This window comes from Streptomyces lycii (assembly GCF_009735685.1).
GTDB classification, from domain to species: domain Bacteria; phylum Actinomycetota; class Actinomycetes; order Streptomycetales; family Streptomycetaceae; genus Streptomyces; species Streptomyces lycii.
Map to the genome: position 1 here is coordinate 1 of NZ_WHPN01000222.1, position 18,945 is coordinate 18,945.

The following is an 18,945-nucleotide window of genomic DNA, read 5'->3' on the forward strand; positions in this document are numbered from 1 at the left end:
CGGGCCCGGAACGGCCGCCGATCCGGCCGCCCCCGGGCACCCGGAGGACGGCCCCGCCCCCGGCGATGCCCGGGCCCGCGGCAGGACCCACGGCCAGGACGGGAACCAGGACGGGAACCAGGACGGGAACACGGAGGAGAACGCAGGGAACGAGCACGGCAACCAGGACGCGGACCAGCCGGACGAACTCCCGGCCGGGCCGCCCGCCGCGGGCTTCGGCGACGCCGAGCGCGAAGCGGTGCTCCGGGTCATGCGGGAACGCCGCGACATCCGCAACGGTTTCCGTACCGACCCGATCCCGCACGAGGTGCTGCTCCGCGTCCTGGAGGCGGCGCACACCGCGCCGAGCGTCGGCCACTCCCAGCCCTGGGACTTCGTCGTCATCCGCTCCGCCGACACCCGGCGGGCCATGCACGAACTCGCCCGCAAGCAGCGCGAGGCGTACGCCAAGTCGCTGCCCAAGGCGCGCGCGAAGCAGTTCAAGGAACTGAAGATCGAGGCGATCCTCGACACCCCGGTGAACATCGTCGTCACCGCGGACCCGACCCGCGGCGGGCGGCACACCCTCGGGCGGCACACCCAGCCGCAGATGGCGCCGTACTCCTCGGCGCTCGCCGTGGAGAACCTCTGGCTCGCCGCCCGTGCCGAGGGCCTGGGCGTCGGCTGGGTCAGCTTCTTCGACGAGCGCGAGATGGTGCGCGCCCTCGGCCTCCCCGAGCACCTCGAGGTGGTCGCGTACCTCTGCGTGGGGTATGTCGACGAGTTCCCGCCGGAGCCCGAACTCGCCCAGGCCGGCTGGTCCAAGCGCCGCCCGCTGTCGTGGGTGGTCCACGAGGAGACGTACGGCCGCCGGGCGCTGCCCGGTGAGGATCCGCACGACCTGCTCCAGGAGACGCTTCAGGGCATCCGCCCGCTCGACGCCAAGGCGCTCGGGGAGGCGTGGGAGCGGCAGAAGAGGATGACCAAGCCGGCCGGCGCGCTCGGCATGCTGGAGATCATCTCGGCGCAGCTGAGCGGGCTGTCGCGCAAGTGCCCGCCGCCGATCCCCGAGCCCGCCGCCGTGGCGATCTTCGCGGGCGACCACGGCGTGCACGCCCAGGGCGTCACCCCCTGGCCGCAGGAGGTGACCGCGCAGATGGTCGCCAACTTCCTCGGCGGCGGCGCGGTGTGCAACGCCTTCGCCAACCAGATCGGCGCCGAGGTCTGCGTCGTGGACGTCGGCGTGGCGGCGGACCTGCCCGCCTCGCCCGGGCTGCTGCCGCGGAAGGTCCGGGCCGGCACCGACGACTTCACCGCCGGTCCCGCGATGGGCCGGGAGGACGTCCTGCGGGCCGTCGAGGTCGGCATCGAGACCGCCCGCGACCTGGTGGCCGCCGGCAACAAGGCGCTGCTCACCGGGGAGATGGGGATCGCGAACACCACCGTGTCCGCCGCCCTCGTCTCCGTCTTCACCGGCAAGGACCCGGCCGAGGTCACCGGACGCGGCACCGGCATCAACGACGAGACGCACGCCCGCAAGGTCGACGTCGTACGCCGCGCCCTGGAACTGCACCAGCCGGACCCGGCCGACCCCGTCAGTGTGCTCGCGCAGGTCGGCGGGCTGGAGCACGCGGCGCTCGTCGGGCTGATCCTCGGCGGCGCGTCGCTGCGCACCCCGGTGATCCTCGACGGGGTGAGCGCCGGAGCGGCCGCGCTCGTCGCCCGCGCCATCGCGCCCGAGTCCCTCGCGGCGTGCGTCGCGGGCCACCGCAGCGCCGAGCCCGGACATGTCGCCGCGCTCACCAAGCTGGGCCTGCGCCCGCTGGTCGACCTGGACCTGCGGCTCGGCGAGGGCACGGGCGCCCTGCTGGCCCTGCCGGTTGTGCAGAGCGCGGCCCGCGCGATGCACGAGGTGGCGACGTTCGACTCGGCCGGTGTCACGGAGAAGACGTGACCCCGGCCCCGTCCCGGTGCGCCACGGGCGCATGAGCCGGCACCCCGCGCGGGGCGGATCCCGCGCGGGGTGAGCCGCGAAACAGATCCGTAATCCGCCGCACCATAAGGTGTAGCCCAGGAAGCCCCGGCCGTACGGTGACCGGCCGGGTGCCCCCCTCCCGCCGCTCCAGCGCAGAAGCGGCCAGCCCCCGCCGCCCAGAGGAGCCGCACGACCATGACCTCATACGACGACGTTCCCGCGTCCGCCGCCCGGGGCGCGGACGAAGCGACGGCCTACCCGGTGGGCCTGCGGCTCTCCGGCCGCCGCGTCGTCGTGCTCGGCGCCGGGCAGGTCGCCCAGCGGCGGCTGCCCGGGCTGGTCGCCGCGGGCGCCGACGTGCTGCTGATCGCGCCCGCCGCCACCCCGTCCGTGGAGGCCATGGCGGCGGCGGGCGAGGTGCGCTGGGAACGCCGTACGTATCGCGAGGGCGACCTCGACGGCGCCTGGTACGCGCTGATCTCCACGGACGACCCGGAGGCGAACGCCGCCGCCTCCGCCGAGGCCGAGTCGCGCCGCGTGTGGTGCGTGCGCAGCGACGACGCGGAGGCGGCCACGGCCTGGACGCCCGCCACCGGCCGCAGCGAGGGCGTCACCGTCGCCGTGCTCACCGGGCGCGACCCGCGCCGCTCCGCCGCCGTCCGGGACGCCATCGTCGACGGGCTGCGGGACGGCACGCTCGCCGCGCCCCGGCACCGGGCCCGCGCCGCCGGAGTCGCGCTGGTCGGCGGCGGCCCCGGCGACCCCGACCTGATCACGGTGCGCGGCCGCAGGCTGCTCGCGGAGGCGGACGTCGTCATCGCCGACCGGCTCGGCCCGCGCGACCTGCTCGACGAACTCCCGCCGCACGTCGAGGTGATCGACGCGGCGAAGATCCCGTACGGCCGTTTCATGGCCCAGGAGGCCATCAACAACGCGCTGATCGAACACGCGAAGGCCGGAAAGGCCGTCGTCCGGCTCAAGGGCGGTGACCCGTTCGTCTTCGGCCGCGGCATGGAGGAGGCCGAGGCGCTCGCCGGGGCCGGCATCCCCTGCACGGTCGTCCCCGGGATCTCCAGCTCGATCAGCGTGCCCGCGGCGGCCGGCATCCCCGTCACCCACCGCGGTGTCGCCCACGAATTCACGGTCGTCAGCGGGCACGTCGCTCCCGGCGACCCGCGCTCGCTGGTCGACTGGGAGGCCCTGGCCCGGCTCCAGGGCACGCTGGTGCTGCTGATGGCGGTCGACAAGATCGGCCCGATCTCCGAGGCCCTGGTCGCCCACGGGCGGTCGCCGGACACCCCGGTCGCCGTCGTGCAGGAGGGGACGACGGCCGGTCAGCGCCGGGTGGACGCCACGCTGGCCACGGTGGCCCGGCGCGCCGCCGACGAGGGCGTGCGGCCGCCCGCCGTGATCGTGATCGGCGACGTCGTCGGCGTGGGGCCGGACCGTGGCTGAACCCGTCACGGTCGACGACCCCGGCGATCCCCGGCTGCGCGACTACACCGGCCTCACGGACGTCGAACTCCGGCGCCGCCGGGAACCGGCCGAGGGGCTGTTCATCGCCGAGGGCGAGAAGGTGATCCGGCGGGCGGGTCAGGCCGGGTACGCCATGCGCTCGATGCTGCTGTCGGAGAAGTGGATCGACGCGATGCGCGATGTCATCGACGCCTCGACGGCGCCGGTCTACGTCGTCACGCCCGAACTGGCCGAGCGGGTCACCGGCTACCACGTGCACCGCGGCGCGCTCGCCTCGATGGGCCGCAGACCGCTGCCCGCCGCGCGCGAACTCCTGGGCCGCTGCCGCCGGGTCGCCGTGATGGAGGCCGTCAACGACCACACGAACATCGGTGCGATCTTCCGGAGCGCCGCCGCCCTCGGCATGGACGCGGTGCTCCTGTCGCCGGACTGCGCCGATCCGCTCTACCGGCGCTCCGTGAAGGTCTCCATGGGCGCCGTCTTCTCCGTTCCGTACGCGCGTCTCGACAGCTGGCCGCACGGGCTGGAGGAGGTGCGGGAGGCCGGTTTCCGGCTGCTCGCGCTCACCCCGGACGAGCGGGCCGTACCGCTCACCGAGGCGCTGCCCGGCGGCCCGGCGCGGGTCGCGCTGATGCTGGGCGCCGAGGGGGCCGGGCTGTCCGCGCGGGCGCTGGCCGCGGCGGACGAACGGGTACGCATCCCGATGGCCCACGGCGTCGACTCGCTGAACGTGGGCGCCGCGGCGGCCGTGGCCTTCTACGCCGTGAGCGGGGCGGCCTCCCCGCGGTCGCCGGGCGCGGCCGGCGCCGGCGGTCCCTGACGGCAGCGGTCCGGCATGCTCGCCGGACGCCGGGTGCTCTCGCGCCGGGGGGCGGCGGCGGTCCCTCCGGGAGGTGGGTACCGCCGCCGTCTGTTCACGAGCCTGGCGGCGCCTCACCCATCCACGTGGTGCGGGCCGTCCCTCCCACGCCGGAGCCGTCGGCCCCGGGCCGTGACAATCCCTCCGCAGTCCCCCGGGCAGCGTTGAAGGACCTTGAGAATGCCAGGAGCGGAGGGGCGGGCGACATCTCCGGGCTGGTGCGGATCGATGGGGAACGCCCGGACGCCGCTTCCCGGACGGGCGAACCCTGGTCGGCCCGGCGCTGGACATCACTGCCGGTCGTGCCGAACCTGAGCCCGTTGATCCAGTTCGTTGACTCCACTTCGGTGAAGGCGGAGCCGTACGTGCCCCAGCGGGGCTTGTTGCCCAGGGTGTCCCAGGTCTGTATGCCGGAGCGGTCGGCGACCTTTGCCCCGTCCAGGAAGACCTGGACCCGGCCGGCGGTGCCGGGCCGGGCGTAGATGCCCAGTTCGATCTTGTGCCAGGCCTCCGGCGCCCAGGGCACGCTCCCGATCGCGGTCCACTGTTCGCCCGGGGCGACGTACCAGACCTTGAGTCGGCTGTCCTCGACTTTCATGATCACGGGATAGTTCTGTTCGTTCTGGTCGTTGGTGCCGTTCGACTTCCACTGGAACACCGTCTGCGCGTTGCCGGTCTTCGTCATGGATTCCCAGCCGAACCAGTACGCGTTGGGCTCGTCGGCCGTGAACCGGTACTCGAAGCCGCCGACCCGCACGCCGTGTCCCTCGCACCGGTTGGACCCCGGCTGCTTGTTGAAGGCGAAGATGTCACCACGGCCGTCGTTCCAGTCCGTGACGGTGAGACTGGACGGCGAGGCGCAGAGAACGTCGGCGAACACGCCTGTCCCGTGGGACGCGTCTCCGTCCCAGATCACCGACGCATGGGCGTCGCCCGGAGTGAGGCCCAGCATCATGGCGGCGACCGCGGCGGCCGTGGCCGGTGAGCGTTTACGCATGGGACTTCTCGATTCCGGAGGGTCGTGCGTTTCCGACGGCCGGTGCGCTCCTCCAGTCGGCAGGCTTGACGGTGATCTTCTGTGGTTCTCCGGCCTGTCCGGTCAGGTCACCGAAGCCGAGCGTCAGCGTGCGGCCGGTGGTGGCACTGGTGAGCGTGGACGGTCTGGTGAGTACGGACCGGACGGGCCGGTGCCAGGTGACGCGCAGGCCGGTGGTCTCACGCGCGGGGTCGGACACACAGACCGTCGCGGTTCCGTCCCGGTGTTCGCGCACCAGCACGGAGCAGGGGGCGTTCGCGGAGAGTTCGCCCGCCTCGCCGCGTGCCCAGAAGTTGACCGCGGTGAGACCGAGCCGGGGAACCGCGATCCCCTGCTGCCCGGCGCTGTTGGAGAGGATGCGGAACCATCCGTTGCTGCCCGCACGGCGGGAGGTGGCGCCGGGACCTGCGCCGGGCAGCAGGACGTAGACATAAGTGGCATCGGCCGGGTCGGTGCCGTGGTCGTGCCAGAGGGTGAGATAGCGCCGTGTGACCGGGTCGGGCGAGCCGCCGGTGTTGATGTCCTGCCATGCTCCGGTCCGCGCTTCGCGCACCGCGTTGACCGTGGCGCCGCGGGGGAAGACGTAGCCGGCGTGGCCCTCGACGTGCGCCCAGCGGATGTCCTGGAAGGAGTCGGTCCAGCCCTGGTACGAGGGCTGAACGCGGCCGTCCACGGTGAGGACGGGGTTTCCGGAGGCACCGAGGTTGCGGTTGTCGACCGTCGTCTCGACGGGTACTCCGTCGGCAGCGGTGATACCGGCGCCGAGACAGACGACGGCGTCGTCGAGGAAGAACCACGACTTGTTGGCGGCCATGGTGGAGGACAGGCCCTTGAGATGCTGGCCGACGGCGGCGTACTCGCCGTCGGTGGTGCCTCCGACCCATGCGGCGTCCGGCTTGGGGTTGCCCCAGTTGCCGCCCTCCCCGTAGGAGAGTTTCCTGGTCGAAGCGGTGATGCCGGGCAGCCGGTACGGGTTCACGGTCGGCCAGAAGGCGTCGGAGTACTGGTCGTTGCCGAAGTCGTCACCCCACCAGGAGAGCCAGCCGGCTCCGGTGTGAAAACCCCGGCCGTTCTCGCCGTTGCCGAACTCGTAGTGGGCGATGCGCTCGGAGGCCATGCTGAGGCAGGCGGCCCAGGTGTGGCGGCGGTGTACGACGCGGTCCATGTTGTGGAACAGCCGGTGCCCGACCGGTTCCTCGGACGCGACGACGGCACGGTCGTCCATGAGCGACCGCAGGCGGGCCAGACGGACCAGGCTGAGCCCCGTGTTCGTGGTCGCCGGCTTGTACGTGTCGCGTTCGATCCATCCCTTGACCATGGCCTGCCAGCGTGTCCTCTCCTCGATGCCGGCTCCTTGGCCGATCAGCAGGATGGAGGCCAGCAAGGCGTGGGCGCGGGTGTGGTCGTCGGCGCCGTCACGGCTGATGCCCCGGCCGGAGACGCCGTCCATGAGGAGGCCGTTGTAGACGAAGGGGGCGACGGCGTTGTCGACGGTGTCGAGAAAGAGCCGGCTGCCGGGATCGGTCCGTTCGTAGCTGGATCCCTTCAGCAGGGCGAAGAGGAGTCCCACACCGTCGAACAGCACTGCGCCGTAGCCGCCGATGTAGGGAATGGCCGAGTGCTGGATGAAGGAGCCGTCGGCATAGAAGCCGTCGCCGCGTGTGACGTAGGGGAACACCGGGGCCAGCGCGTCACGTGCGAGGGTGATCTTGGCCGCGCTGCGGCCGACGATGCCACGCAGCATGATCACGCGGCACAGATCGACGCGGTTGGCTCCGGTGCTGGTACCGGTGTACTCCGCGACGGCGGACTCGGGCACGAAATGATCGACAGCGGCGGTGAGGGAGGAGATCAGCTCGGGGCCGAGGTGGTCGTACAGCAGCACCGCAGCGTCCAGCAGGGCCTGGGGGCCGCCGATCTGCCAGTTCCACCAGTTGCCGTACCGGGACCGGCCCGGGTTGTAGACCTCGTCGACGACGTGCCGGATGCCGGCGACGATCTCCTCCGCGTAGGCGTCGTCGCCGGTCAGCCCCGTGCCCGGCTGAGCGTATGCCTCGGCCATGGAGCACAGGCGCTGGCAGGTCTTCCGCATCTGATCGGAGAACGCGTACGACTCGGCGTCGAGGTCCGGCTCGGGGTCCAGCCAGACCATCGCCGGCCAGAGCGAGCCGTCCGCGGGCTCCATGGTCGCCCGCCACGCGGTGGCGTCCTTGCCCAGCCGGCCCAGCTTGGACCGGAAGGGTTCGGTGGTCGCGCTGAAGCCGGAGCCGAGAATGAGTTGGCGCCACTTGGCCCGCAGGACATCGAACTCGTCTGCCGCGTGAGCGGTGCTGTGGGGAATCGCCGCCGAGGCGGTGGCGCCGAGGCAGAGTGCGGCGGCGCCGCCACCCCATGCCTTGACGAAGCCGCGACGAGCCCAGGGTGCTGGCATGACGTCTCCAGACGTACGGGGAGAACCGGAGAAGGCCACCTCGCCCGGCAGTCGCCGAGTCCGGCTCCCACATCCGAGGAAGGGAGCGTGAAGTGGTGGATGAGTGACCGGTCTAGCACTTCTGGAGCTATGTGCTCAAGGTTCGGGCCGTAAAATCAAAAATTGATTGTTTGATCAGTCAGGCGAGCGGGTGGGAGGGCCGCGAGGCCGTGGGCCGGTCCGGCGGCCTTCCTTTTCGGCGGGTGCCGTTGCGTCATCGGGCCCGAGCGCGGAGGCGGGTGCAGCGTTGATCGGATGACCAGTACGTGATCGAATCACCTCGAGCGCTACGATGTCGTCTTCTCCGGCTTCGCAGCTGACATGTGCGCCCCGGCGCCCGGACCCCGAAGGAGAGCCGATGACCGCTTCGGCCCAGGAGCGGCGGACGCGCATTCTCGATGCCGTGCGCGAGGCCGGATCCATCCGGGTCGTGGAACTCGCCGAACGTCTCGGCGTCCCCACGGTCACCGTGCGGCGCGACGTCGCGGCGCTCGCCGACGACGGCAAGCTGGAGCGGACCCACGGTTCCGTGTCCCTCCCCGCCGACGCGACCGGCTGGTGGCCCGCCGGGCGGGGGCGCGTGATCGGCATGCTCGTGCCCGGCGTCGGGGGGTACTTCGACGAGGTGGTGGCCGGTGCGAGCGCCGCCGCCACCGCGGCCGGGGCCAGGGTGATCCTCGGCATCGCGCCGTACGGGGCGGACAGCGGCCGCGAGCAGGTCGACCGGCTCCTGGAGTCGGATGTCGGCGGACTGCTGCTCGCGCCCGACTGGACGCCCGGACGCGGGCTCAGGGGGAGCGAGTGGCTGGCCGGCCTTCCCGTTCCTGCCGTGCTGGTGGAGCGCCGGGCCGAACCGGCGACCCCGGCGGCACAACTGGACGCGGTGTGTTCGAACCACCGGCACGGGGTGCTCGTGGCCCTGCGACGGCTGGCGGAGCTGGGCCACGGGTCGGTCCTCCTCGCCGCCCGTTCCGACACCCGCACGGCGCACGAGGTCCGCGCCGGGTACACGGCCGCGGTACAGCAGCTCGGGCTGGCGGAGCCGCCGGTGATCGACGTGGACAGCTCGCCAAGGGGTTACCAGGATCTGGCGGAGCGGATCGCCGAAGCCGCCCGCTCGGGCATCCGGGCCGCGCTGGTGCACAACGACCAGGACGCGATGCAGTTGCCGGCCCTGCTGCGCGCGCACGGCCTCCGCGTGCCCGAGGACGTCGCACTCGTCGCGTACGACGACGTGTACGCCGCACTCTCCGATCCCCCGCTGACGGCCGTGGCCCCGCCGAAGAGGGCGGTCGGCGCCGAGGCCCTCGGCCTGCTGCTCAGACGGCTCGGCGCGGGGGACGAACTGCCCGTGCACCAGACCGAGCTGCTTCCCACGCTCAAGGTCCGGAGGTCCTGCGGCGGTCCGGTCTGAGGGCCGTCCGAGCACGCATCAGTGGCCGCCGCCCTCGAGGGCGGCGGCCACTGATGCGTGCTCGGAGAGTGCACGGGATGAGATCTGGCCGGAGCCCCGGCGGCACCCAGATCGAATCTGATCATTTGATCGATAAGCCTTGACCTCGATCGAAAAGCGACTCAGGATGGCGGTCGTTCAGCGTGTCCTCGCAGCATCGGCCCGGTTCCGGTGCTCGTGATCCCGTCAAAGGAGCCGCGCCATGTCGCCCTTCCCGTTCTCCCGCCGCCGCAGTGCCCACGGTCCCGGCGTCGCCGCCGTCACCGCGCTGGGCCTTGTCACACTCGTCGCGTGCGGAGCGGGCGACGGCGCGGATTCGTCCGCCCGGAAGGGCCCCGTCAGCATCACGTTCTGGGGGTGGACCAAGGGAACCCAGGAGGTCGTCGACGCGTTCAACGCCTCCCAGAACGACGTCCGCGTCAAGTTCCAGGAGATCCCGGCCGGTAACGCCGGCGGCTACGCCAAGATCTCCAACGCGGTGAAGGCGGGCAACGCTCCCGACGTCTTCAATGTCGAGTACCCGCAGCTGCCCGACTTCGTCAGCCGTGGCGCGGTGCAGGACATCAGCGAGCAGGTCCCCGGCGACCTCAAGTCGAGGTACCTGCCACAGGCGATACGGATGACCACGCTCGGCGGTGCCACCTGGGCGCTTCCGCTGGACATCGCGCCGCAGACGTTCTACTACCGCACGGACATCTTCGAGAAGGCGAAGATCACGAGTCCGCCGAAGACCTGGGACGAGTTCCGGGCGGACGCGCAGAAGATCAAGGAAGCCGATCCCCAGGCCCGTATCGCCACCTTCTTCCCCGACGACGCGAGCGCCTTCGAGGCCATGGCCTGGCAGGCCGGAGGCCAGTGGTTCAAGCCGGAGAAGGACGCCTGGAAGGTCGACTTCCTGGACGAGGGCACCAAGAAGGCCGCGGGCTACTGGCAGAAGATGATCGACGACGACCTGGTGCATGTCGCCCCGTCCTTCTCCCAGCAGTGGACGGCCTCCCTGCAGAAGGGCCGGACCGCCGGATACCTCGGTGCCAGCTGGGGTGCCGGTGTGATGGGCTCCACGCTTCCCGACCAGAGCGGCAAGTGGGCCGCCGCGCCGATGCCCACGTTCGACGGCTCGGCCGCGAGCGGCATGGTCGGCGGTTCGACGTTCGCCGTGTCCAAGGACAGCGAGAAGGCCGAGGCCGCAGTGCGGTTCGCACAGTGGGCGACCACCACCGAGGCCAGCATCAAGGCACGCATCAAGGCCGGTGCCTCCTCCGCCTACCCGGCCGCCCCGAAGCTCGTCCCCGTCGCGAAGAGCGCCTTCAAGAGCGCTCTCTTCGGCGACCAGGACCTCTACGGTCTGTACTCCGATGCGGCGAAGTCCATCAGGCCCGGGTGGGCGTGGGGCCCGGTCATGGGCGCCACCGACGGCTCCCTCAAGGACTCGTTCGCGAAGGTCCAGAAGGGTGGCGACATCACGACCGCCGTCCGGGAGGCCGAGAAGGCGACGACGAAGGAGCTCCGGAAGCGCGGGATCAAGGTGACCGGCTGATGGCCGGCTCCGTGCCGCAGCGGGCCACGGCTCTGATCCGCCCCGCTCCCGTCCCTGGCCGGCACCGTTCGGGGGCCCCGGCACTCCTCCTGCTCCCGTTCTTCGTCCTGTTCACCGCCGTCACACTGGCCCCCATCGGATACGCGATCCACCTCAGCCTCTACAGCGAGAAGCGGTCGGGCCTCGGCTTCGGCGGTGTGCAACGCGTTTTCACCGGTCTCGGCAACTACACGAGCGCCCTCGGGGACCAGGCGTTTCTCGACGGTTTCGGCAACCTCGCCCTGTACTGCCTGTTCTACATCCCGCTGATGATCGGACTTTCGCTGCTGCTGGCGCTGCTGCTCGACTCGGCTCTCGCCCGCGCGAAGCGCTTCTTCCAGCTGGCGCTGTTCCTGCCGCACGCCGTCCCCGGCATCATCGCGGCCCTGATCTGGATGTACCTCTACACACCGAACGTGAGCCCCGTGGTCGGCGCGATGGAGTCGGCCGGCCTCGAGTTCAGCATGCTCGGCAACCCGGTGCCGGCGGTCGTCAACATCGCCGTGTGGGAGTGGACCGGCTACAACATGATCATCTTTTTCGCCGCTCTCCAGGCGATTCCCCGCGAACTCCTGGAGGCGGCCGTCGTCGACGGCGCAGCCCCGCTACGTGTCGCCCTGAGCATCAAACTGCCGCTGATCCGGCCGTCGCTGGTCATGGCGTGCCTCTTCACCGTGATCGGTTCGCTCCAGCTGTTCACCGAACCGATGATCCTGCACGGCGCGGCCCCCGACGTCGTCACCTCCTGGACACCCAACATGTACGCGTACACTGCGGCGTTCGAACGGAACGACTACGGCCTCGCCGCAGCCGCCTCCGTCCTGCTCGCCCTGGCGGCTGCCGCTCTCTCGTTCCTGGTCACCCGTCTCTCCGGCGGCCGCTCCGGCAAGGCGAAGGGAGCGGAGGCATGAGCACTGCCACGCCCACCAGGCCGCGCCGCCGGCAGGCGCCGTCGCACCGGCCCCCTGCCCTGGACGTCCGGCGTCCCCGGCACTGGTCCATGTCGAGGGCCACCGTGAACAGCGTCCTGCTTCTCGCCACGCTCTACATGCTCCTGCCGCTGCTGTGGCTGCTCACCGCGTCGGCGAAGAACACCGGCGACCTGGTCAGCGGCCGTACACTCACGCCCGATCGCTGGCATCTGGGCGAGAACCTGGCCAACCTGGCGGCCGTGGGGGACGGCGTCTACTTCCGCTGGTACCTCAACTCGCTGCTGTACGCGGGAGGCGGCGCCGCACTGTGCGCGCTCATCTGCGTGGCCGCCGGCTATGCTTTCCACGTGTACGGCTTCTCCGGCAAGGAGAAGCTGTTCGGCCTCGTGCTCCTGGGTGTGCTGGTGCCGACCACGGCGCTCGCGCTTCCGATGTACCTGCTCGCCTCCCAGGTGGGGATCGTCAACAGCTTCTGGGCGGTCTTCCTGCCGTCGCTCGTGAACCCGTTCGGTGTCTACCTGGCCAGGGTGTTCTGCGGCGGCTACATCCCCGGAGAAGTGCTCGAGGCCGCCCGGACGGACGGGGCGGGGGAGCTGAGGACCTTCTGGTCGATCGGCCTGCGCATGGTCATGCCCGGGTTCGTGACGATCTTCCTCTTCCAGTTCACGGCCATCTGGAACAACTTCTTCCTGCCCCTGGTCATGCTCTCCGACACCCAGCTCTTCCCGGTGAGCCTCGGGCTCTACGCGTGGAACGCCCAGACCCACGCGTTCCCCGCGTACTACCCGCTGGTGGTTACCGGCTCGCTGCTCGCCGTCATCCCGCTGATCGTGGCGTTCGTCGCGCTGCAGCGCTTCTGGAAGGCGGGGATGACCGCCGGTGCCGTCAAGTGACGCACACCGACTGCCGTCATCCGTCCGCCGGCCCACGTCCTCTCCCGGAGAAGCCCGTGCACAACCCTCTTCCCGTCACCGACACCCGGCCGGCGCCGGGCCGCCGACCGAGGGCCCTGCTCGCCATGCACCCCGGCCTGGCGCCCAGGCTGATCGGTGACGGCACGATGCACCGGTTGAGCGGCCTCGCCGATCTCGACCCCGCCCTGGTGGCCGACGACTTCGCTGCGCCGCAGGCCGCGGCAGCCCTGAGCAGGGCCGAGATCATCATCAGCTGCTGGGGCTGCCCGCCCCTGACCGAGGAAGTCCTCGCCGTCGCACCCCGGCTCCGCGCCGTCATCCACGCGGCCGGGTCCGTCAAACACCACGTCACCGAAGCGTGCTGGCGCCGCGGCATCCAGGTCACATCCGCCGCCCGGGCCAACGCCCGGCCCGTCGCCGAGTACACCGTCGCCTTCGTGCTCCTGGCGGGCAAGGACCTGCTGCGGATCCGGGACGACTACCGGCAGCGGCGTACCGGCCACGACTGGCACGCTGCCTACGCCCATGCCGGAAACTACGGCCGGACCGTGGGCGTCGTCGGAGCATCCCGGATCGGTCGCCGCGTTCTGGAACTGCTGCGGCCCCACGACCTGGAACTGCTGGTCCACGACCCGTACCTGCTGCCGGGCGAGGCGGAGCGGCTGGGCGCGACGGCCGTCGGCATCGACGAACTGTGCCGCAGAAGCGACGTGGTGAGCCTGCACGCGCCCGAACTGCCCGCCACGCGGCAGCTGATCAGCCGCAACCGGCTGGCGATGATGCGTGCGGGGGCGACGCTGATCAACACGTCCCGGGGCTCGTTGGTCGACCAGGAGGCGCTCACCGAGGAACTCGTGTCGGGACGGCTGGACGCCGTCCTGGACGTGACCGTGCCCTGGGTGCTGCCGGCCGACTCCCCGCTCTACGACCTGCCCAACGTGGTGCTGACACCCCACATCGCCGGCTCTCTCGGCAACGAGCTGCACCGGATGGCGGAGGCGGCCGCCGACGAGCTGGAGCGCTATGTCACTGGCCGGCCGTTCGCCCATCCCGTCTCGGCCGGGGAATGGGAACGCTCCGCTTGAACCGACGGGAGACACCTCGTGTTCCAGATATCGCCCGGGGGCTTCTTCCTCGGCGGGCGTCCGCTGCGGCTGCTGTCGGGCGCTCTGCACTACTTCCGCGTCCTGCCTGAGCAGTGGCCGCACCGGCTGCGAATGCTGCGTGCCATGGGTCTCAACACCGTGGAGACATACGTCCCGTGGAACCTTCACGAGCCGCGTCCGGGCGAGTACGACTTCACCGGGCTCGCGGACCTGGACCGTTTCCTGCACGCCACGCGTAAGGCGGGACTGCACGCGATCGTCCGGCCCTCGCCGTACATCTGTGCGGAGTGGGAGAACGGCGGGCTGCCCTGGTGGCTGCTCGCCGACCGTGAGGTGCGGGCGCTGCGCTGCCGGGACCCGGCTTATCTGGCCCACGTGGACAGCTGGTTCGACCGGCTGATTCCCATCGTGGCCACGCATCAGGTCACCCGTGGCGGCAACGTGCTGATGGTACAGATCGAGAACGAATACGGGTCCTTCGGCACCGACACCCGCTACCTCGAACACCTGGCAGCCGGCTTGCGGGCACGAGGCATCGACGTACCGCTGTTCACCTCGGACGGGCCCGATGACTTCTTCCTGACCGGCGGGACGGTCCCGGGACAGCCGGCGACCGTGAACTTCGGCAGTCGCGCCGCGGAGGCCTTTCGGACTCTGCACCGGCTGCGGCCGGACGATCCGGCGATGTGCATGGAGTTCTGGTGCGGCTGGTTCGACCACTGGGGCGCCGAGCACGCCGTGCGCGACCCGGAGGACGCGGCGCGGGCGCTGGAGGAGATCCTGGCGGCCGGAGCCTCGGTCAACGTCTACATGGCGCACGGCGGCACCAACTTCTCGACCTGGGCCGGCGCCAACACCGAGGACCCGGCGACCGGGCAGCGTTACGTGCCGACGGTGACCTCCTACGACTACGACGCGCCGATCGACGAGCGGGGCGGCGTGACGGACAAGTTTCTCGCGTTCCGGGCCGTGCTGAAGGGCTACGCGGACGTGCCGCTGCCCGATCCGCTTCCTCCCGCACCGCTGCTGCCCGTCTCGTCAGTCGAACTCAACCAGTCGGTACGACTCCTCGACGCCCTCGACGAGGTGGCGGGCGCGGCGGTGTGGGCGCCCCAGCCACCGTCCTTCGAAGAACTGGGAATCGGGCACGGGCTGGTGCTGTACACCTCCCGGATCCCGGGGCCCCGCGGGCCCTACCCGCTGACCCTGCAGGGGCTGGCCGACCGGGCGCACGTCTTCCTGGACGGCAGACCGGCCGGTGTGCTGGAACGGGATGCGACCGAGGCGGTCGACGGCGTCGCCGTCGTCGGTGCCCACGCCCGCCTGGAACTGCTCGTGGAATCCATGGGGCGGGTCAACTACGGCATGGGGCTCGGCGACCGCAAGGGGGTGGGCAAGGTTCTGCACACCCAGCAGATGCTGCACGGCTGGACCGCGCGGGCAGTCGAACTCGGGCACGGAACACCGGACCGGCTCACCTGGGGGACGGCCGGCGAGGGCCCGGGCCCCGTATTCCACCGGGGCTTCCTGGACGTGGAGGAACCGGCCGACGGATATCTGGCACTGCCCGGCTGGAGCAAGGGATATGTGTGGGTCAACGGTTTCTGCCTCGGCCGCTACTGGGAGGAGCGCGGCCCCCAGCGGACCCTGTACCTGCCGTGGCCGCTGCTTCGCGAGGGCCGCAACGACATCGTCGTGCTGGAGCTGGACGGGTGCGCTCGGCCGGTCGTCCAGCTACGGGACTCTCCCGACCTGGGCTGACGCCGCGGGCCGTCGCGGCCGACCGGACTGTGGGACCGTGCCGAGGCGCCTCCGGACCCGTCCACCTCACGTGCGCCTGCGCCCCCGGCACGCGGCCTTCGCTCAGCGCACGGACGCGGCACGGGCATGGCCGGTACGGTCGGCCGCCCGCGACTCGCAGCCCTGTGCCGCCGCGATGCCCAGCGCCACCAGCAGCGTCACGGTCACGAACACCACGAGCCGCTGCCGCAGCAGCCTCCGGTTCTCCGCGACCGGCCGGCGCGCCGCGCCCGCGGTCCGGGACGGCGGGCGCGACGTCGGCCGTGCCGGGTTCGTACGGCCGCCACCGCGCGACGGCGGGACGCGCCCGCCCGGACGCCCGCCGGATGGCGTACCCCCGGGACGTCCGCCGGCGGGGCTGCCCGGACGGGTGCCGTTCCGCCCGGACGGGACGGTGGACGAGGACGACGACGGGCGTGGCGCCCGGACCCGCGGGGCGCCCGGTCCGGCGGGCCGCCGGCCGGGGACCTCCCCGGGCGGGGCGAGCCGGCTCTCCGAGAGCGGCCCGTGGGTCTCGCGCGCCGCGATCTCCTTGAGCCGCATCGCGAGCTGCAGCGTGCTGGGCCGCTGCTCCGGGGCCTTGGCCAGACACGCCTGGACCAGCGGCGCGAGGGCGTCGTGCACCCCCTGCAGATGAGGCTCCTCGTGCACCACGCGGTAGAGCATCACCTCGGAACTGCCCTGGCCGAACGGGGAGTCGGCGGTGGCGCAGTACGCGAGCGTCGCCCCGAGCGCGAAGACGTCCGTGGCGGGGGTGACCGCGGCGCCCCGGACCTGCTCGGGCGCCAGGAAACCGGGCGAGCCGACGGCGGTGCCGACATGGGTGAGCGTGCTCGCGCCGGTGGCCCAGGCGATGCCGAAGTCGATGATCCGCGGGCCCTTGGGGGAGAGCAGGATGTTCGACGGCTTGAGGTCGCGGTGCACCACACCGGCCTCGTGCACCGCCAGCAGGCCCTCGGCGAGCGCCGCGCCGATCGCCGCCGTACGGGCGGCGGAGAGCGGGCCCTCCTCGGCCACCTTGTCGTGCAGCGACGGACCGGGGACGTACTGCGTGGCGAACCACGGCCGGTCGGCCTCGAGGTCGGCGGCGACCAGCCGGGCCGTGCAGCCGCCGCGGATCCGGCGGGCGGCCGACACCTCGCGGGCGAAGCGCGACCGGAACTCCTGGTCCTCCGCCAGATCCGGCCGGATCACCTTGAGCGCCACCCGCTGTCCGCGCCGGTCCGAGCCGAGGTAGACCACCCCCATGCCGCCCGCGCCCAGCCGCCGGTGCAGCCGGAACGAGCCGACGACACGCGGGTCCTCGCGCCGGAGCCGCATCATCGCCATGTTCATCCCCGCTGCCCTGTACGTCTGACGAGGCACAGCTTACGGATTGACGGGCCGCTCCGCTCAGAGGCCGCGCATACGCCGGCCACGGGAATTGTCAGTGCCGGGTGGGATCCTGGAAGTGTCGGTCCCGGTGCGGCCCAGCCGTTGCCCGGAGCGGTGCGTTGCCCAACGATCCGTCGCTGAAGGGGGATTGACCTTGAAGGGTGACCGGGTGGAGATAGTCGTGGACGCGGGTGACACGACACGGACGTACGACATGGTGGCCGGGCGGGCCGGACGCAGGGTGGAGACAGCCGTTCGCAGGGGCGTGGTGGAGGTGAGCGAGGTCACGCGCAGCGGATCGGTCGTCCGCACCGCGCGTTTCATGGCCAACCGGGTGCTGGCGCTGGTCGAACACCCGGTGCCGCGGGTCCAGGAGACGGAGCGACAGGCCGGGGACGGGGGCCGTCCCCTCCGGGATGACCCGGGGGAGTAGGAGCGGATGTCCACCCACAGGAGTAGCCGGTGCCCCGGCCCGTCATCCTGGGGGAGGCCCGCAAGTCGGTACGAAGGCATGACGCCCGACAGGGGGGCACCCGCCTAGTGTTGAGGTCAAGCGGCGGGCGCACGCACTCGTCCCCCGAGGTCAGACGCCCGCCGCTGTCAAACATGACGGGAGCGGGGCGATGGCGTACACGGCGGAGCGAGCGGTCATCCGGGCGCGGGGACGCAGGATCCTCGACACGGTCGGCGTCCGCGAGTCGGGTACGCGGCATCCTCTCGTCGCCGCGGTGATGGTGCTGCCGTTCGCAGTGCTGCTCACCGTGGTCTTCGGCGGCTGGGAGGCCGTCGTCACACAGGCGTCGTCCGTGGCCGGAATGCTGGGGCGCTGAGCGCGACCGGTCCGGGAGAGCGGCCCGGACCGGAGACACTCCGGCCATCAGCCCCGTGGGGACGGGGGTGCGGCGGACGGCAAAATCGCCCGGGCAGCTGGGGAGCTGCCCGGGCGATACGCATGTCCGCCCCCGCTCCGGCGCGCCGCCCTCCGAGCGGGACCGAGCGCCGCGGGCCACTCCCCACAAGGCCCCGGAGCTGGGAGGATGACCGCGCGGACGAGCGAGGGGGAGGGCACAGGTGTCGCTGGTGCAGCAACTCGCCGACATCGCCTCAGCGGCCCGTGACACGGCCCGTACAGCAGCCCCCGGCACGGCCGCCCGTACGGCTCCGAGCGGCCCGGCACCGACGGCAGTCACCACCCTCCCGGCGCCCGCAGTGACCACGGCGCCCACGGCGTCGGATGCGCCCACGGAGCCCACGGCGCCCGCAGGGACCACGGCGTCCGCAGTGACCACAGTTTCCGCAGTGCTCGCAGCGTCCGCAGAGGCCACGGTGCCCGCAGCGTCGGCAGCGTCCGCAATACCCACGGCGTCGGCGGCGTCCGCAACGCCCACGGCGTCCACCGTGTCGGCAGCTCCCGCAGCTCCCGCAGCTCCCGCAGCTCCCGCAGCTCCCGCAGCTCCCGCAGCTCCCGCAGAGGCCACGGAGCCCACGGCTTCCACGGCGTCCACGGGGCCTGCTGGGTCCGCAGTGCTCACGGAGTCCACGGCGCCGACGCCGGCCGCGGCCGCGGCACTCGTGCCGACCGCTCCCGGCGGCGCCCTGATCCTGGCCGACCGCCCCGACGGAACCGTCGTCCGGGTCGGCCCGGTGGTCGCCAAGGCTCATCCGACCGGCGGCGACCCCGGCGAGCTGGCGGCCCGCCTCGGCATCGCCGCGCACCCCCTGCTCCGCGGCATCCTGCTGCCCCCGCTCTCCGCCCGCGGGCTCGGCGGCGGACGGATTGCGACCTGCTGGGCCTACGGCATCCCCGTCGCGCCCGACGACCCCGGTGCGGCGCCCTGGGAGGAGACGGGCCTCCTGCTGGCCCGGCTGCACTCCGTACCGGTGGCCGCGCTGCCCGGTCCCGTGCCGCCCATGCGGGGACCGGCCAAGGTGGCCGGCGCGCTGGCCCGGCTGCGCGCGGCCGGGCAGCCGGACCCGGCGGGTCCCGCACCCGCC

General features: G+C 72.1%; 14 protein-coding genes and 1 pseudogene. 12 read left to right on the top strand and 3 right to left on the bottom strand.

What is annotated here, in order from left to right:
- The 3 genes from cobT to GCU69_RS09075 all read left to right on the top strand — a co-directional run.
- On the top strand, positions 1 to 1,933 hold a 1,933-nt coding region (gene cobT / locus GCU69_RS09065), incomplete at its 5' end, for a nicotinate-nucleotide--dimethylbenzimidazole phosphoribosyltransferase (RefSeq protein ID WP_235978344.1).
- 216 nt (positions 1,934 to 2,149) lie between these two features.
- Positions 2,150 to 3,409 carry a uroporphyrinogen-III C-methyltransferase gene (gene cobA, locus GCU69_RS09070; protein WP_156205611.1) on the top strand — a complete coding sequence of 420 codons (1,260 nt, stop codon included), beginning with the start codon at positions 2,150 to 2,152 and terminating at the stop codon, positions 3,407 to 3,409.
- Complete coding sequence (locus GCU69_RS09075; protein ID WP_156205613.1) at positions 3,402 to 4,250, top strand: TrmH family RNA methyltransferase; 849 nt, start codon at positions 3,402 to 3,404, stop codon at positions 4,248 to 4,250. Before cobA ends, GCU69_RS09075 begins: the two co-directional genes overlap by 8 nt.
- A gap of 94 nt (positions 4,251 to 4,344) precedes the next feature.
- On the opposite strand, the gene GCU69_RS09080 is transcribed toward GCU69_RS09075, so the two are convergent.
- Together GCU69_RS09080 and GCU69_RS09085 are read right to left on the bottom strand one after the other, a co-directional pair.
- The gene (locus GCU69_RS09080; protein WP_156205615.1) at positions 4,345 to 5,286 is read right to left on the bottom strand and encodes a heparin lyase I family protein; all 942 of its coding nucleotides are present in this window, start codon (positions 5,284 to 5,286) and stop codon (positions 4,345 to 4,347) included.
- On the bottom strand, positions 5,279 to 7,756 hold the full coding sequence (locus GCU69_RS09085; RefSeq protein WP_156205617.1) for a polysaccharide lyase 8 family protein: 2,478 nt from the start codon (positions 7,754 to 7,756) through the stop codon (positions 5,279 to 5,281). The genes GCU69_RS09080 and GCU69_RS09085 overlap by 8 nt, the downstream gene beginning before the upstream one ends.
- A 397-nt stretch (positions 7,757 to 8,153) precedes the next feature.
- Between GCU69_RS09085 and GCU69_RS09090 the strand changes: the two genes are divergently transcribed.
- The 6 genes from GCU69_RS09090 (at position 8,154) to GCU69_RS09115 (ending at position 15,537) form a co-directional block, all read left to right on the top strand.
- Positions 8,154 to 9,209, top strand: a complete 1,056-nt coding sequence (locus GCU69_RS09090; RefSeq protein ID WP_098750976.1) for a substrate-binding domain-containing protein — start codon at positions 8,154 to 8,156, stop codon at positions 9,207 to 9,209.
- Between the two features lie 241 nt (positions 9,210 to 9,450).
- A complete protein-coding gene (locus GCU69_RS09095; RefSeq protein ID WP_098750975.1) occupies positions 9,451 to 10,785 on the top strand; it encodes an ABC transporter substrate-binding protein in 1,335 nt (444 codons plus the stop codon).
- Positions 10,785 to 11,735 (top strand): carbohydrate ABC transporter permease, encoded by a 951-nt coding sequence (locus GCU69_RS09100; RefSeq protein WP_156205619.1) that lies wholly within the window; start codon positions 10,785 to 10,787, stop codon positions 11,733 to 11,735. The genes GCU69_RS09095 and GCU69_RS09100 overlap by 1 nt, the downstream gene beginning before the upstream one ends.
- Entirely contained in the window at positions 11,732 to 12,649 is a 918-nt protein-coding gene (locus GCU69_RS09105) for a carbohydrate ABC transporter permease (protein WP_156205621.1), read from the top strand. Before GCU69_RS09100 ends, GCU69_RS09105 begins: the two co-directional genes overlap by 4 nt.
- 125 nt (positions 12,650 to 12,774) lie before the next feature.
- On the top strand, positions 12,775 to 13,755 hold the full coding sequence (locus GCU69_RS09110; RefSeq protein WP_156205623.1) for a hydroxyacid dehydrogenase: 981 nt from the start codon (positions 12,775 to 12,777) through the stop codon (positions 13,753 to 13,755).
- 18 nt (positions 13,756 to 13,773) lie between these two features.
- Positions 13,774 to 15,537, top strand: a complete 1,764-nt coding sequence (locus GCU69_RS09115) for a glycoside hydrolase family 35 protein (RefSeq protein ID WP_098750972.1) — start codon at positions 13,774 to 13,776, stop codon at positions 15,535 to 15,537.
- Between the two features lie 102 nt (positions 15,538 to 15,639).
- On the opposite strand, the gene GCU69_RS09120 is transcribed toward GCU69_RS09115, so the two are convergent.
- Complete coding sequence (locus GCU69_RS09120; RefSeq protein ID WP_098750987.1) at positions 15,640 to 16,905, bottom strand: serine/threonine-protein kinase; 1,266 nt, start codon at positions 16,903 to 16,905, stop codon at positions 15,640 to 15,642.
- Positions 16,906 to 17,104: 199 nt separating this feature from the next.
- Here GCU69_RS09120 and GCU69_RS09125 point away from each other — a divergent pair, with 199 nt between their 5' ends.
- The 3 genes and pseudogenes from GCU69_RS09125 to GCU69_RS09135 all read left to right on the top strand — a co-directional run.
- Entirely contained in the window at positions 17,105 to 17,383 is a 279-nt protein-coding gene (locus GCU69_RS09125; protein WP_098750986.1) for a hypothetical protein, read from the top strand.
- A 190-nt stretch (positions 17,384 to 17,573) separates the two neighbouring features.
- A complete protein-coding gene (locus GCU69_RS09130; protein ID WP_098750971.1) occupies positions 17,574 to 17,780 on the top strand; it encodes a hypothetical protein in 207 nt (68 codons plus the stop codon).
- A 694-nt stretch (positions 17,781 to 18,474) separates the two neighbouring features.
- Positions 18,475 to 18,945, top strand: a pseudogene (locus GCU69_RS09135) (aminoglycoside phosphotransferase family protein); the annotation flags it as partial.

Excerpts from the sequence above, each read along its gene's own strand:
- GCU69_RS09110 (WP_156205623.1), top strand. The coding sequence starts at position 12,775 with ATGCACCCCGGCCTGGCGCCCAGGCTGATCGGTGACGGCACGATGCAC.
- GCU69_RS09120 (WP_098750987.1), bottom strand. The coding sequence starts at position 16,905 with ATGGCGATGATGCGGCTCCGGCGCGAGGACCCGCGTGTCGTCGGCTCG.
- GCU69_RS09100 (WP_156205619.1), top strand. The coding sequence starts at position 10,785 with ATGGCCGGCTCCGTGCCGCAGCGGGCCACGGCTCTGATCCGCCCCGCT.
- GCU69_RS09105 (WP_156205621.1), top strand. The coding sequence starts at position 11,732 with ATGAGCACTGCCACGCCCACCAGGCCGCGCCGCCGGCAGGCGCCGTCG.
- GCU69_RS09085 (WP_156205617.1), bottom strand. The coding sequence starts at position 7,756 with ATGCCAGCACCCTGGGCTCGTCGCGGCTTCGTCAAGGCATGGGGTGGC.
- cobA (WP_156205611.1), top strand. The coding sequence starts at position 2,150 with ATGACCTCATACGACGACGTTCCCGCGTCCGCCGCCCGGGGCGCGGAC.
- GCU69_RS09130 (WP_098750971.1), top strand. The coding sequence starts at position 17,574 with ATGGCGTACACGGCGGAGCGAGCGGTCATCCGGGCGCGGGGACGCAGG.
- GCU69_RS09080 (WP_156205615.1), bottom strand. The coding sequence starts at position 5,286 with ATGCGTAAACGCTCACCGGCCACGGCCGCCGCGGTCGCCGCCATGATG.
- GCU69_RS09090 (WP_098750976.1), top strand. The coding sequence starts at position 8,154 with ATGACCGCTTCGGCCCAGGAGCGGCGGACGCGCATTCTCGATGCCGTG.
- GCU69_RS09095 (WP_098750975.1), top strand. The coding sequence starts at position 9,451 with ATGTCGCCCTTCCCGTTCTCCCGCCGCCGCAGTGCCCACGGTCCCGGC.